13 protein-coding genes and 1 tRNA gene are annotated in these 15111 nt (G+C 58.7%); 6 read left to right on the forward strand and 8 right to left on the reverse strand.

The window, feature by feature from the left end:
• The first annotated feature begins 3 nt into the window (after window positions 1-3).
• Together MME58_RS24985 and MME58_RS24990 are read left to right on the forward strand one after the other, a co-directional pair.
• Window positions 4-786, forward strand: coding sequence for a divergent polysaccharide deacetylase family protein (locus MME58_RS24985; protein ID WP_055006268.1), 783 nt, complete (start codon window positions 4-6; stop codon window positions 784-786).
• A gap of 253 nt (window positions 787-1039) precedes the next feature.
• Window positions 1040-2866, forward strand: coding sequence for a M60 family metallopeptidase (locus MME58_RS24990; RefSeq protein ID WP_055006267.1), 1827 nt, complete (start codon window positions 1040-1042; stop codon window positions 2864-2866).
• 301 nt (window positions 2867-3167) lie between these two features.
• Here MME58_RS24990 and MME58_RS24995 read toward each other — a convergent pair whose 3' ends face one another.
• The 8 genes from MME58_RS24995 to MME58_RS25030 form a co-directional block, all read right to left on the reverse strand.
• The gene (locus tag MME58_RS24995; protein ID WP_055006266.1) at window positions 3168-3923 is read right to left on the reverse strand and encodes a substrate-binding periplasmic protein; all 756 of its coding nucleotides are present in this window, start codon (window positions 3921-3923) and stop codon (window positions 3168-3170) included.
• Window positions 3924-4109: 186 nt separating this feature from the next.
• Entirely contained in the window at window positions 4110-4880 is a 771-nt protein-coding gene (hisF, locus tag MME58_RS25000; RefSeq protein WP_055006271.1) for an imidazole glycerol phosphate synthase subunit HisF, read from the reverse strand.
• A gap of 19 nt (window positions 4881-4899) precedes the next feature.
• On the reverse strand, window positions 4900-5637 hold the full coding sequence (gene hisA / locus MME58_RS25005) for a 1-(5-phosphoribosyl)-5-[(5-phosphoribosylamino)methylideneamino]imidazole-4-carboxamide isomerase (protein WP_055006265.1): 738 nt from the start codon (window positions 5635-5637) through the stop codon (window positions 4900-4902).
• Window positions 5638-5745: 108 nt separating this feature from the next.
• Complete coding sequence (locus tag MME58_RS25010) at window positions 5746-6006, reverse strand: DUF2164 domain-containing protein (RefSeq protein ID WP_055006264.1); 261 nt, start codon at window positions 6004-6006, stop codon at window positions 5746-5748.
• 4 nt (window positions 6007-6010) lie between these two features.
• Window positions 6011-6649, reverse strand: coding sequence for an imidazole glycerol phosphate synthase subunit HisH (gene hisH, locus MME58_RS25015; RefSeq protein ID WP_055006263.1), 639 nt, complete (start codon window positions 6647-6649; stop codon window positions 6011-6013).
• Window positions 6649-7242, reverse strand: a complete 594-nt coding sequence (gene hisB, locus MME58_RS25020; protein WP_002551454.1) for an imidazoleglycerol-phosphate dehydratase HisB — start codon at window positions 7240-7242, stop codon at window positions 6649-6651. Before hisB ends, hisH begins: the two co-directional genes overlap by 1 nt.
• A 92-nt stretch (window positions 7243-7334) precedes the next feature.
• Window positions 7335-8534 (reverse strand): amino acid aminotransferase, encoded by a 1200-nt coding sequence (locus MME58_RS25025; RefSeq protein WP_054988645.1) that lies wholly within the window; start codon window positions 8532-8534, stop codon window positions 7335-7337.
• A gap of 262 nt (window positions 8535-8796) precedes the next feature.
• The gene (locus tag MME58_RS25030) at window positions 8797-10458 is read right to left on the reverse strand and encodes an OFA family MFS transporter (RefSeq protein ID WP_055006262.1); all 1662 of its coding nucleotides are present in this window, start codon (window positions 10456-10458) and stop codon (window positions 8797-8799) included.
• A 498-nt stretch (window positions 10459-10956) separates the two neighbouring features.
• On the opposite strand from MME58_RS25030, the gene MME58_RS25035 reads away from it, so the two are divergent.
• The 4 genes from MME58_RS25035 to MME58_RS25050 all read left to right on the forward strand — a co-directional run bounded on the left by MME58_RS25035 (window position 10957) and on the right by MME58_RS25050 (window position 14791).
• On the forward strand, window positions 10957-13182 hold the full coding sequence (locus tag MME58_RS25035) for an AsmA family protein (RefSeq protein WP_055006261.1): 2226 nt from the start codon (window positions 10957-10959) through the stop codon (window positions 13180-13182).
• 95 nt (window positions 13183-13277) lie between these two features.
• Window positions 13278-14345, forward strand: coding sequence for an A/G-specific adenine glycosylase (gene mutY / locus MME58_RS25040; RefSeq protein WP_054988648.1), 1068 nt, complete (start codon window positions 13278-13280; stop codon window positions 14343-14345).
• Window positions 14342-14614: an oxidative damage protection protein gene (locus MME58_RS25045; RefSeq protein WP_002555777.1), complete on the forward strand. Its 273-nt coding sequence runs from the start codon at window positions 14342-14344 to the stop codon at window positions 14612-14614. The genes mutY and MME58_RS25045 overlap by 4 nt, the downstream gene beginning before the upstream one ends.
• A gap of 101 nt (window positions 14615-14715) precedes the next feature.
• A tRNA-Phe gene (locus MME58_RS25050) sits at window positions 14716-14791 on the forward strand.
• Window positions 14792-15111: the final 320 nt, after the last annotated feature.

Genomic DNA, 15111 nt, shown 5'->3' on the forward strand with positions numbered 1-15111 from the left:
CGGATGCGTGTTCTCGCTCTGTTACTTCTGGCCCTCTCGATCACTGGCGCTGCCCACGCAGCGCCAGCTGATCAGGCTGAAAAACCCTCGAAAGCCTATCTCAGCCTGATCATTGACGACCTGGGTCAGAATCCGGCGCGCGACAGCCGCACACTGGCGCTTCCAGGCCCGGTCACGCTGGCGATCATGCCTGATACCCCGCATGCCACCGAGTTTGCCCGCGAGGCTCATCGCGCAGGCAAGACGGTCATGCTGCACATGCCGATGGACCCCGCGACAGGCCCATACGCCTGGCATCCCGAACTGCCACTGCCTGAGCTGGAAAGCCGTCTCAACGCTGCCCTGCTGAAAGTACCTTATGCAGCCGGTATCAATAATCACATGGGCAGCCGGATGACTGCCGAACCGGTCGCCATGGCCTGGCTGATGGCCGAGCTACAACGGCGCCATCTGTTTTTCGTGGACAGCCGCACCAGCGCGAAAACCGTGGCGGCAGCCGAGGCGCAGCGTATCGGTCTGGCCAGCGTCTCGCGCGATGTGTTTCTGGACGACGAGCGCACTGCAGAGGCCATCAGCCGACAATTGCAGACCGCTATCAACCTCGCCCGCAAGCACGGTTCGGCAGTGGTTATCGGTCATCCCTACCCTGTCACGCTGGACGTGCTGGAGCGCGAGTTACCTAAACTCAAGGCCCAGGGCGTCGAATGGATCGACCTGCGCAGCATTATCAGCGAGCGCGGTAACCAGGCGAGCGCAGCACATGGCAAGAATGGGATTTATCGCTGACGCAGTAAGCACAACCACACCTACCTGTCAGTTCTGTCAGTACACCTTGATCGAGGGCAGGTACACACTGTGTTTACTCGGTTTGGGCAGTATGGACATCCGATAGCAGATCCCCTCTGACTATATCCACCACTCCCACTGTTGTACGAGAAAATCACAGGCACGAGCATAGTGGCCATCACGTCCAGGCCCGTATCTGCCCACTATTTCTCCCTCGGTCATGAAGTGACCGGGCAGCAACAGGTATCATTCGATGAGCGATTTCACTTCAGCCATCACTGGCGCGGGGGCGTTGCAAGGCTTCACCTGCGTCACCTCCACAGCGGACTCCGAACCGCCGGCAACGCAAGCAGTTTCAATTGTAGCAATCGACATAGCGGCAGTTTCAGATGATCGCGTCGAGGTCGTTGTCGCGATCTACGGCGCAAACGGCGCGACGGTAGAGGCACTGAGAGCAGATGGCATCTGGGCCTCCATAGGCTCGGTTGCCATGGGTTTACTTAATCCGGATGTGCCTGCAAGTTATCTTGTAGACCCTGAACGCATCCGCCTGCGTGTAGCCGGTTTTCCAGGCACTGATACGACGTTTCATGTCCGCCCGATACTGACGCGCCTGTCATCACACAGGAACCCCGACAACAGCCTCTCAGTCAGTGGCTCAACCACTATGCAGTCGGGGCGGGCAGAAGCATTTTCCGGTACAGAGTGGAAAGGCATCGGTATTGTCAGCGGCGGAGTCTTTTCCAACCCGTCCGTACCGCCTGACTATCTGCATACCGCCGATACCTTGCGTATCCGAATATGCAGCCATTCTCAAAATACTTGCTCTTACGCACTGGATTCAACGCTTGGATTCCCTCACGCGCGCTCATTGCTTATTCGACCCATGCAGGACGCAGCTTCCGAGCAGGCCGAGATGTCCTGGTGGCTCCGCAAGGCCGACTATCAGCCAACCGGCTACTTTGCGCCAGCAGGGCAAGAGATTCAGGTATGGGCATGGGGCAACGTCGATAACCTGACCTTGCTGGTCGGCACACAAGGCATGGCCAACCGCAACAACCCTTCAGAGCAGTCCGAGAACATGCGGGCAACGCGTCTGACCCGAGGGCTAAACACTATTCGAGACCCGTTGGGCGGTGCCATTCACATCCGTAAGCTGACCGGCCCCACGACCGGCGCAGCGCGGGTAACCTTCGGGAATGGGGTGATCCCGATGCCCTACTACGTCAATAGGGTTACCACTCAACTCCAATGGCTTAGAATGCTCCTCCTCACCGATGCGCCTGAAGTCGAGCTGGTGGGGACGCACGTGGTTATTGCGGCATTACGGGACACGACGCTCAAGTTTTCCCATGTCGCCCCCAGTGCCATAGTGCATTCTCATGAGGAGGTCATGCGCCTGGAAGCGGAGGTCAGCGGGCAGGATGGTTCCACGTCTATCCATAAAAGGTCGGCTCTTTTGCTCTATGCGGTGGAAGGCTCCGCCAGTGCAAATCCCCATGCGTCCACAGGTTACATCGCCCTGCCCCACAGAGAATCGATCGGTGAGTTCAGCGAGGCTCTACTCGGGGGGCTGGCCACTGAGCGATGGGTCGCGCTGCACGAATATGGACACCATTATCAAACCTCTTACATCTCCTACGGTCCCTTTGCCGAAGTCTCCGTTAATCTGTATGCCCTTGCAGTCAGCCAACACTATATAAACGAATACACATACGTCTTCCCTGATCGCTGGTCTGGCACCCTGGATTGGCTGGCATTACCACGCACCGCGAAAACCTACGGGGCGCCCGAGTCTGACCCGCAAGCAATATTTGAACAACTGCGCAAGGGACTTGGCGAAGGCTTTATGCCTGCATGGCATCGTTACATCAGAGAAAATCCAGGCCCGACCCCAGGTCTTAAATATTTCGTGTTGAGTGCTTCCATCGCCGCCAAACGCAACCTCACGGAGTTTTTTGCCGATTGGGGCTTACTCAAGCTCACAGATACCGACGTGTGGAGTGCCGTGAACGCTCTCGGATTTCCTTACCCCTCACAACGGCTGTCTGCCATCAGGCCGTACTTGAATCAGGATTGACTGTAATCAGCTCGGTTCAGCAGAAGCAGGTACATGAATACGCCCTCCTGACGTCGGCATGTTCAATACCAGAGGTAAGCCGAGCCTGCTTTACATGTCCACCACCGCTTCAGCCTTGATAAATGTGTCAATTCCGGTTTAAAGGAAGGTGTCTCAATAATGGGGGCCAAGACACATTTATCAGGGGTTGATAATGAAGCCGATCATGATGAGAAGATCTGCACCTACGCCCACGACATCAACGGTCAGCCATCCGCGTTGCGCGAAGACCTCATCCCGTCGCCTGCGGCAGGGTAAGCGATTACTGATAGCGCGCCTTGACGGCATCGACCCAGCCTTCGGCGCGCATCTGGTCGAGTGCCTTCTGCAAGCGAGCGACAACTTCGTCTGGCGTGCTTTTGTTGACGGCCAGGTACAACTCGGCACTGTTGAAACGCAGCGCCATCTTGAACCCCGTGACGCCTTCCAGTTTGGCCAGATAGCGGCCAACGGGATCGCCCACCGCCCACAGGTCGATCTGGCCGTTAGCGAGCTTTTTCACATTGTCCCGGTCACGCAACATCAGGATCGGGTTCAGGCCCATGGCGTTGAGGCGTTCGCCAATGGCATCGCCCTTGTAGGCACCGATCCGGTAATCCCTGGCCTGCTCCAGTGACGTCAATGTGATGGGGCTGTCGCTGCGCGCCAGCATGATCCAGTCGTAGGATCCTACCGGGCCGACCCACTTGAACAGGTTCTCGCGCTCAGGCAGGCGGGTGGTGGAAAACACGCCGTAACCAGGTTTCTCCAGCGCGAGTTTGTAAACGCGGTCCCACGGAAAGCGCAGGGTCATGCTGTAGCCGATATTCGCGCGCTTGAACATCTCGCGCACCACTTCAGCAGCAATGCCGTCGATGTTGGTTTCCTGCGCGAAATTCTTGCCATCGACCGCCATGTTGAACGGCGGGAAGTTTTCGGTCAGCAACACCATGGAGTAAGGCACCGGGTCGTCGGCTCGGGCACCTTCACTCAACAAGACTCCGGCCCCGATCAGTGCAAGAAATAGACGTTTGAACATATTCCGGCACTCGATCGTGAACGACGCATGCAGAGTGCCGTGAACCCGATGTACTGTCTAGCCCGGTACTCTGCGATGTCGCTTACAGACAATAAAGCAGAGACGCAGGGCCTGAAAAAAAACGAGCGCCGGTCATTTCAGACCCTTGGTCCGAAACGAGCGACACTCGTTTTTAAGCGCAGCGAATCAGCGCACTACAATCCCGCGACTGGCCATGTAGGCCTTGGCCTCGGGGACGGTGTATTCGCCAAAATGGAAAATACTCGCCGCCAGTACCGCACTGGCGTGGCCTTCTATGACACCGGCCGCCAGATGCTCAAGGTTGCCGACGCCGCCGGAAGCAATCACCGGGATACCCAGCGCATCGCTGATGGCGCGCGTGACGCCCAGGTCGAAGCCGTTTTTCATGCCGTCCTGGTCCATGCTGGTCAGCAGAATCTCGCCGGCCCCCAGCTCTTCCATCTTTTTTGCCCACAACACTGCATCGAGCCCGGTGGGCTTGCGTCCGCCGTGGGTAAAGATTTCCCAGCGCGGGGTTTCGCCCGGCCCTGAGACCTTCTTGGCATCAATCGCGACCACGATGCACTGCGACCCGAAGCGGGCAGCGGCTTCACCGACAAACTCGGGGTTGAACACTGCAGCAGTATTGATCGAGACCTTGTCCGCACCCGCATTGAGCAGGTTGCGGATGTCCTGCACGGTACGCACGCCGCCGCCAACGGTCAGCGGAATGAACACCTGACTGGCCATGCGCTCGACGGTATGCAGCGTGGTGTCACGGCCGTCGACGCTGGCAGTGATGTCGAGAAAGGTGATTTCATCGGCACCCTGCTCATCGTAGCGACGAGCGATTTCCACCGGATCGCCTGCGTCCCGGATGTTCTCGAACTTGACGCCCTTGACCACTCGACCGTTGTCGACGTCCAGGCAAGGGATGATGCGTTTGGCTAGGGCCACAGGTTCAATCTCCAGCTGTTCAGCGTTGTTCGCGGTCGCAGAGGGCCTGAGCTTCGGCCACATCCAGCGTGCCTTCGTAGATCGCACGACCGGTGATTGCGCCGATTATGCCCGGAGCCTTGGCGTCGAGCAGCGCCTTGATATCGCCCAGATTATGGATACCACCCGAAGCAATCACCGGGATCCGCGTGGCAGCCGCCAATGCGGCGGTGAACGGAATGTTGCAGCCCTGCATCATGCCGTCTTTGGCGATGTCAGTGTAAACGATGGCCGATACGCCATCGGCCTCGAAGCGCCTGGCCAGATCGATGACCTGCACCGAGCTGACTTCAGCCCAGCCGTCGGTGGCGACGAAACCGTCCTTGGCGTCCAGGCCGACGATCACCTTGCCGGGGAACGCACGGCAGGCCTCAGCCACGAACTCGGGCTCCTTGACGGCCTTGGTGCCGATGATGACGTAGCTCACACCCGCCTTTACGTAGTGCTCGATGGTTTCCAGCGAGCGGATGCCACCGCCGATCTGGATCGGCAGGTTCGGGTAGCGTCTGGCGATGGCCGTGACCACATCACCGTTGACTGGCTGGCCTTCGAACGCACCGTTCAGATCGACCAGGTGCAGACGGCGGCAACCACCGTCGACCCATTTGGCGGCCATGGCCACCGGGTCATCGGAGAACACCGTGGAGTCTTCCATCCGGCCCTGACGCAGACGCACGCAAGCGCCGTCCTTGAGATCGATAGCGGGGATAATCAGCATGCTGTTTCCTTGGTCAAAAAGAGCGGCAAGCTGCAAGCGATTGGCTGCAAGTATGCGTACTCACTGATTCTTGCGGCTTGAAGCGCGACGCTAAAAGCTGCTTGTATTTCAATTCTTTTCGAGCGCCCAAAGGTCGCTTTCGATGCTCTCGAACCGCTCCTTGAGGTGCTGCTGAACATCGAAAATGGCGCGATTGTAGTAATGCGGGGCAATCTCGCGGGTGAACAGCTCAAGCACCTCAGCCACTTCGAATGTGCCCAGGTCAAGCTCGAAGCGGTCTGCGAACAGACGCTTGAGCTTGTCGATCGCCTGCTGCTCATGCTCGGGCGAAAGGGTCAGGATCGGTGGCTTGCCTTTGGCTTTGCTCATGCGCTTACCAGCGACCATCCCAGGCGGCGAAGTTCTGCAACAACTGCAGGCCGTGGGTGTGGCTTTTTTCCGGATGGAACTGCACGGCGAAACGTGAACCGTCGGCCAGCGCAGCGGCGAAATCGAGGCCATAGTGACCACGCCCGACCACCTGACGCTGATTGGCAGCATCGATATAGAAGCTGTGCACGAAGTAGAAACGCGCCAGGTCCGGAATGTCGTGCCACAGCGGGTGATCCACCGCCTGAGCGACCTGATTCCAGCCCATGTGCGGCACTTTCAGGTGCTCGCCGTCTTCGTGCAGGTCCTTGCCGAAAAACTTTACCTGACCGGGAAACATACCGATGCAGTCCACACCGCTATTTTCTTCACTGCTGTCGAGCAACGCCTGCATGCCGACGCAGATGCCGAGAAACGGGCGGTCCTGGCTGACTTCCCTGACCAGCGAATCAAAGCCCAGGCGGCGAATCTCGGCCATACAGTCGCGAATCGCGCCCACACCCGGAAACACCACACGGTCGGCTTCGCGAATTACCTTGGCGTCACTGGTAATCAGCACACGGCCCGCGCCTACGTGCTCCAGCGCCTTGGCCACAGAGTGCAGGTTGCCCATGCCGTAATCGATGACCGCAACCGTCTGCATCAGAGCACACCCTTGGTGGATGGCATCTGACCGGCCATGCGCTCGTCCAGCTCGACCGCCATGCGCAGGGCACGACCGAAGGCCTTGAACACGGTCTCGATCTGGTGGTGAGTGTTGGTGCCACGCAGGTTGTCGATGTGCAGCGTCACGTTGGCGTGGTTGACGAAGCCCTGAAAGAACTCCTGAAACAGGTCAACATCGAAGCCGCCCACAGTGGCGCGGGTATACGGTACATGCATCTGCAGGCCGGGACGCCCGGAGAAGTCGATGACCACGCGCGACAGCGCTTCGTCGAGCGGCACGTAGGCGTGGCCGTAACGACGAATGCCCTTCTTGTCGCCGATGGCCTGGCTGAACGCCTGACCCACGGTGATCCCGACGTCTTCTACCGTATGGTGGTCGTCGATAGCCAGGTCACCCTTGCATTCGATGTCCAGGTCGATCAGCCCGTGCCGGGCGATCTGGTCGAGCATGTGCTCAAGGAAAGGCACACCGATATCGAATCGGGCCTTTCCGGTGCCATCCAGGTTGATCGAGGCTTTGATCTGGGTTTCCAGAGTATTGCGCTCGACGTACGCCTTACGTTCGGCCATCACCAGCTCCGCAAAATCATTGGGCGAAAAAAGGCGAGCATTATAGGCCCAGATGCGCCCGCCATGAAGTAAACAGACGACCAGCAGGGCATTTAGTGAGCGAAGAGGCTCGCGATTGCGTTACATACCTTGTCGATATTCCCTTCATTCAGACCCGCCATGCATACACGGCCACTGCGCAGCATGTAAATGCCGTGAACGTCTTTCAGTTCATCAACCTGCTGCGGTGTCAGCCCGGTGTAGCTGAACATGCCGCTCTGCCTGAGGATGAAGCTGAAATCATGCCCGGAAACCTTCTGCGCCAGCACTTCAACCAGACGAGTGCGCATGTCGATGATGCGCAGGCGCATAGCCTCGACTTCACTCAGCCACTGGTCGCGCAGGTGCGGCGTATTGAGCACTTTTGACACCAGAAAGGCACCGTGTGCAGGCGGGCTGGAATAGTTGCGTCGCACAGTCGCCTTGAGCTGGCCGAATACATTGGCAGCAGAAGCCGCGTCTTCGCAGACAACCGAGAGCCCGCCGACTCGCTCACCATACAGTGAGAAGATTTTCGAGAACGAGTTGCTGACCAGGGTTGTGATCCCTGCGTCGGCCATTGCACGGATCGCGTAGGCGTCTTCATCGATGCCTTTGCCAAAGCCCTGATAGGCGATATCCAGAAAGGCGATGAGCTGACGGTCCTTGATCACCTCGATCAACCGGTCCCATTGTTCGACCGACAAATCGCTGCCGGTCGGGTTATGGCAGCACGGATGCAACAAAAGAATGCTCTGCGCAGGCAGGCCCTGCACCGTATCGAGCATGGCTTCGAACCTGACGCCGCCGGTCTGTGCATCGAAATACGGGTAGCTGTTGACCTTGAAGCCGGCACCGCCGAACAGTGCGTTATGGTTTTCCCAGGTCGGATCGCTGACCCAGACCTGTGAGTCAGGGAAGGCATACTTGAGGAAATCGGCACCGACCTTGAGTGCGCCGGAGCCGCCCACGGTCTGGATGGTGGCCACGCGCCCGGCCCGCACTAGCGGGTGATCCGCCCCGAACAACAGGGTCTGCACCGCCTGCCGGTAAGCCGCCAGGCCTTCCATCGGCAGGTACACAGACGCCGCCTGTTCGCCTTCGGCCAGTTGCTGTTGCGCCGTTGCTACGCATGCCAGCTGAGGGATACGGCCCTGTGCGTCGTAATACAAACCGATGCTCAGATTGACCTTGTCCGCCCGCGAGTCCTTGCCAAAGGTCTCCATCAGCGAAAGGATCGGATCACCGGCGTATGACTCCACGTGGGCTAGCATGCAAACAACTCCTTCAGGCAATAAAATCAGAGCTGACTAATGTAGCAGCGTATGCACCGGAACGGGCAGTGCCTCGAGTACATAGGGTCAACTGAATATGGCTATCGCGGCGAACACCATCCGGACGCGATGATCATCGTTCCCGTGCTCCGCATGAATACGAGTCAGATCGCAATCAATTTTCGTGGGCGCAGCGCACAAAAAACAGGCAAAAAAAAGCGCCTGCACCGAGGTGCAAGCGCTTTTCTATCAACGGCAGGCCTTAGTGGAACAGCACTGCGGTTTTTTGCAGGGTGATCCAGACGCCCCACGCCAACGGAATGCCGACCGCCAGCCAGGCGGCGATGACCACCGGCTTGCTGCCTGCAGATGCCTTCCACTCCAGCGAAGTCGTGGCGTTGGCACCCTTGTCGTGACCGATGGCTTGTTCAGCAGCCAGTTCGGCGTCGGTCATGAAGTACTTGTCGGCAACCGGACGAATCAGCAGGTTGCAGATAAAGCCCAGTACCAGCAGACCCGAGAGGATGTACAGGGTGATGTCGTAGGCATCGGCACGTGCAACACCGTGGCTGAGCTGATACTCACGCAGGTAGTTGACCAGTACCGGACCCAGCACACCGGCCGCAGCCCATGCCGTCAGCAGACGACCGTGAATCGCACCGACCATCTGCGTACCGAACAGGTCAGCCAGATAAGCCGGAACCGTTGCAAAGCCGCCACCGTACATCGAGAGCACGACACAGAACGCCGCTACGAACAGCGCGATGCTGCCCATATGACCCAGTGTCGGCACCGATGCATAGAGCAGGAAACCCAGCGCGAAGAACACGAAGTAAGTTGCCTTGCGCCCGATGTAGTCCGAGCACGAAGCCCAGAAGAAACGGCCGCCGATGTTGAACAGACTCAGCAGACCGGTGAAACCGGCTGCAATCGCAGCAATGGCTTTCAGTTGGTCGGCATTGAGCTGACTGAAGGTCAGATCGTTGCCCAGCAGTTTGCCGGCGAACACTTCCTGCAGGAGTGGCGAAGCCATGCCCAGGATACCAATACCCGCCGAAACGTTAAGGCACAGCACCAGCCAGACCAGACGGAACTGCGGTGTCTTCCAGGCCACGCTGACATGCACGTGGCGGTTGGTGATCATCGCGTTCTTGGCCTTGGCAGCCGGAGCGGTCCAGCCTTCAGGTTTCCAGCCGGTTGGTGGAACGCGGTAGCCCAGCGCGCCGCCGATCATGAAGATGAAGTAGATTACCGCCATCACCACGAAGCTCTGCCAGACGCCAACGCTTTCAGCCGAAGCGAAATGCCCCATCAGCGCGGTGGCCAGCGGTGCACCCACCATTGCGCCGCCACCAAAGCCCATGATTGCCATGCCGGTCGCCATGCCGCGCTTGTCCGGGAACCACTTGATCAGCGTCGATACCGGGGAGATATAGCCCAACCCCAGCCCGATACCGCCGATCACGCCCGAGCCCAGCCACATGAGCCAGATCTGGTGGGTATAGATACCCAACGCGGAAATCAGCAGACCGCCACACCAGCACACGGCAGAAACAACACCGGCCTTGCGCGGACCTGCGTGTTCCAGCCAGCCACCCCAAATGGCTGCCGAGCAACCCAGGAAGATGAAGAACAGGGTGTAGATCCAGCCCAGCATGGAAATCTGCCAGTCGCAGGTCGACGCAAACATTTGCGCGAGGAAACCCATGTCCGGAGTACAGGCGACGGGGGCGGTAACACCCACGGCTTTCGACAACGGCAACCAGAACACCGAGAAGCCGTAAGCCATACCGATACAAAGATGGATTGCCAGTGCGGCAGGTGGAACAAGCCAACGGTTGAAACCGGGCTTGGCGATAATGCGCTCTTTGGACAAGAACGCAGGCTGAACGGCAGCGCCGCCCAAGGCTGTGCTTGTGCTCATTATAATTACCCCAATGTGTGAAGCTCGCAGATGGTCCGCTGGTCCGCCACAGACTCCATGCCGAGCGGCCATGTCTGTTTTATCGGCAGGTTGTTCAGATACGTGACAAAAAGACGCACCTGAGCCAGCAAAAACGGAGACTATCACTCTCTGATGGCAAATAAGCATCTCGTTACATGCTTTTTATTATCTATTTTCATAGGTTAATCCGCGCGCTCTATGACGCCATAGATACAATCAATTACACGATAAGAAGAACTCTGTCCGCGCTTTAGTTGCGCCCTGACTGTGTGAGTGTTCGACTCGTCTGGAAACGCCAGGAAGGTGTAACGCGAAGAAGCGGCCCATGATTTTCCCTCTGCTCTCTGGCTGACGCTGGACGATTGCTGCGCCGTCATACCGTGCAGCAGACTGCAATAACGGCATCCGCAGCCCGGTACGCTCGTCAGAGCGGTATACTCGTGGGCTATTTTTGAACATCGACACAAGGACTCGCCCATGAAAGCGTTCGGCAAAATCCTGGGGCTGTTTATTCTCGGGTTGTTGCTGATCATCGTGGCTCTCGGCTTCGCCCTGAGCCACCTGTTTGATCCCAACGACTATAAAGACGAGATTCGCCAGCTGGCACGTGACAAGGCCAACGTCGAGCTGACGCTCAATGGCGATATCGGCTGGAGCCTGTTCCCCTGGCTCGGCCTGGAGTTGCACGACACCCATGTCGCCACCCTGACCGCCCCCGATCAGCCCTTTGCCGATGTGCAGATGCTGGGCCTGTCCGTTCGAGTGCTGCCACTGCTTCGTCGTCAGGTGCAGATGAGCGATATTCGTGTCGAAGGCCTGAACCTGACCCTGCACCGTGATGAAAACGGTCACGGCAACTGGGAAGACATCGGCAAGCCTGCTGCGGCAAGTGCCGGAACGCCTGGCGAGCCCGCACCCGCGCCGACACCGGACGCGCCCAAAGCGGAGCGCCCTTCTCAGCCAATCCGGCTGGATATCGACAGCCTGACGGTCAACAACGCCCGCGTGGATTACAGCGATGCCCGAAAGGGTCGGACCTTCACCGCCGAGAGCATTCAACTGAGTACCGGACCGATTCGTGAAGCATCCGACATCCCGATCAAACTGACGGCGTTCCTGAGCACCAACCAGCCAGTCGTGCGCGCCAAGACCGAGCTGGTCGGCGAATTGCGCATGGACCGCGTGCTCAAACGCTATCAATTCGAAGACATGCGCCTGTCCGGCGAAGTCGCCGGCGAGCCTTTGCAGGGCAAGACCGTGACCTTCTCGGCGCAAGGCCAGTTGCTGGTTGACCTTGCTGCCAATATCGCCGAATGGAACAGCCTCAAAGTGTCGGCCAACCAGCTGCGGGCACTGGGCGAGCTGCGTGCCCGCGATCTGGATAAAACCCCACAGATCAGCGGCGGCCTGTCCATTGCCCAGCTTGATCTGCGCACGTTCTTCGAAAACATCGGCCAGCCGTTGCCAGCCATGTCCGAGGGCGCGCTGAGCAAGGTTGAAATGGTCACGCGCCTCGCCGGCACGCCCACCAGCCTTGCGCTTGAAAACCTCAACCTGAAAGTCGATGACAGCACGTTCACTGGCCGCATCGCGGTGGACGATTTCGCCAGGCAGGCATTGCGCGTCCAGCTCAAGGGCGACACCTTCGACGCCGACCGCTACCGCCCGGCTGAGAGCGAAGAAAGCAAAGGTGCCAAGGCCGCACGCAAATCCGAAGTGCAGTCGGGTGAAGCCGCCGCGGTTGCAGGCGACTCACCGTTGCCCGAACAACCCACCAAGGCGGCCTGGAGCACTACAAAACTGCTGCCACTGGAGCGCTTGCGCACGCTGGATGTCGAAGCCGACCTGAACTTCGGCAAGCTGACCCTGAACAAACTGCCTATCGACAATGCAGCGTTCAAAACCCAGGCAAACGCTGGCGTCATCAAGGTCGATACATTGAGTGGCGATCTCTACAACGGCAACTTCGAGGTCAAGGGCAACCTGGACGCGCGTCCGGACACCCCTGTGGCAAATGTGCAGACGCGCATTGTCAAAGTGCCGGTCGAACGCATTCTGGAAAGCCAGGGTCAGACACCGCCGGTACGCGGCCTGTTGACCCTCGACAGCCACCTGAGCGGCACCGGCAATAGCGAAAAAGCCCTGATCGACAGCCTCAACGGCACCGCCAGCTTCGTGCTAAATAACGGCGTGCTGGTCAACGCCAACCTGGAGCAGCAGTTGTGCAAGGGGATTTCGACTCTGAACCGCAAACCGCTGACCGGCGAACCACGCGCCAAGGACACGCCGTTCCAGCAACTCAACGGCAACCTGACAGTGCGCAACGGCGTGGCCAGCAACCCGGACCTCAAGGTCCGTATTCCGGGCCTGACCGTCAACGGTAACGGGGACATCGACCTGCGCGTCCTGGGCATGAACTACCGCGTCGGCATCATCATCGAAGGCGACAAGAGCGACATGCCGGACCCGGCCTGCGAGGTCAATCCGCGCTTCGTCGGCATCGAATGGCCCGTGCAGTGCCGCGGCCCGCTGGAGCTGGGTGCCAAAGCCTGCCGTCTCGACAAGGAAGGCGTCGGCCAGATCGCGGCAAAACTGGCGGGCGACCGAATCAGCGAGAAGCTTGAGGACAAGCTGAATGAAAAACTCGGTGACAAGGTCAGCCCAGAGCTAAAGGACGCCCTCAAGGGACTGCTCAAACGCTAAAGCAACGTGGACTGCTCAGGAGCGCCCCGGCGGCGCTTCACTAGCGCAACGTTTCATCTACCTACTCATACCCGACAACGAGAGCCCACCAGGCCATGCAACCTGAACAATTCTCCAGCGCCGTGCTGGACTGGTACGACCGTCATGGCCGACATGACCTGCCCTGGCAACAAGGCATCACGCCGTATCGGGTCTGGGTATCGGAAATCATGCTGCAGCAGACGCAAGTCAGCACCGTGCTGAATTACTTCGACCGGTTCATGGAAGCCCTGCCGACCGTGCAGGCGCTGGCTGAGGCCCCGGAGGACGAAGTGCTGCACCTGTGGACAGGTCTGGGTTACTACACCCGAGCCCGCAACTTGCAGAAGACCGCCAGAATCGTCGTGGCCGATCACGACGGCGAATTTCCCCGCGACGTCGAAAAACTCATCCTGCTGCCCGGCATCGGCCTGTCCACCGCAGGCGCCATTGCCAGCCTGAGCATGGGCATCCGCGCGCCGATCCTCGACGGCAACGTAAAGCGTGTGCTGGCGCGCTTTACGGCGCAAGAAGGCTATCCCGGCGAACCCAAGGTGGCCAAACAGCTGTGGGCCACTGCCGAACGCTTCACACCGCACAGCAGGGTCAACAACTACACCCAGGCGATGATGGACTTGGGCGCCACACTCTGCACCCGCAGCAAACCCAGCTGCCTGCTCTGCCCGCTGGAGCGCAGTTGCGAGGCGCATATGTTGGGCCTGGAAACACGCTACCCGATCCCCAAACCACGCAAGACTGTCCCGCAGAAACGCACGCTCATGCCGATGCTCGCCAACGACGACGGCGCGATCCTGCTTTATCGCCGCCCCTCCAGCGGCTTGTGGGGCGGCCTGTGGAGCCTTCCGGAACTGGATGACTTCGATGATCTGCAACACTTGGCCACACAACATGCGCTGCAACTGGGCGAGCACCATGAACTGCCGGGGCTTATCCACACCTTCAGCCACTTCCAGTTGAGCATCGAACCCTGGCTGGTCAAGGTTCGCGAGTCCGCCGATCACGTGGCCGAGGCCGACTGGCTCTGGTATAACCTCGCCACCCCGCCACGCCTGGGCCTTGCTGCCCCGGTGAAAAAGCTGCTCAAACGCGCAGCCGACGTATTGAACGCAGGAGAGTCGTCATGACCCGCACCGTAATGTGCCGCAAATACAAAGAAGAACTGCCTGGCCTGGAACGCGCGCCCTACCCTGGCGCCAAGGGCGAAGACATCTTCAACCACGTCTCGCAAAAAGCCTGGGCCGACTGGCAGAAACACCAGACCCTGCTGATCAACGAGCGCCGCCTGAACATGATGAACGCCGAAGACCGCAAATTCCTTCAGACCGAGATGGACAAATTTCTCTCGGGCGAAGAATACGCCCAGGCCGAAGGCTACGTACCCCCCGAAAAATAAAGCGTTTCACGCAGTGGAGGTCGTAAGCGTCGGTAATAATTCGAATTTTTTAAAAAACACGCTTGACGACCTCCTGAAAAACACGTCTAATGCGCCCCGTTGCCCAGATAGCTCAGTCGGTAGAGCAGGGGATTGAAAATCCCCGTGTCGGCGGTTCGATTCCGTCTCTGGGCACCACCTTCCGTTTTCAGGTGATGCCAAGCACACCTGAAAACACACAAAAAGCCCGCCTCGTGCGGGCTTTTTGCTGTCTGGGGTTTCCAAACGCCCCCCCTCTTGTAAGTCCAAAGTTATGTAGGCAGATCCCATTCGATCTGGAAACCTCCTCTCACCACACGGTCAAGCGCCCGCCTCCACCAACCGAGGATACATTCCACTTAACCATTCTCCCTTTTCACTTAGCACAAAGCTGAATTCAAGATAATTTTTTCTGCACGCTATGCTAAGCCCTTTAAATACGGCATCTAACAGAATTTTTTTCAAGATAACATTTCAGA

This window comes from Pseudomonas syringae pv. tagetis (assembly GCF_022557255.1).
GTDB classification, from domain to species: Bacteria; Pseudomonadota; Gammaproteobacteria; order Pseudomonadales; family Pseudomonadaceae; genus Aquipseudomonas; species Aquipseudomonas caricapapayae.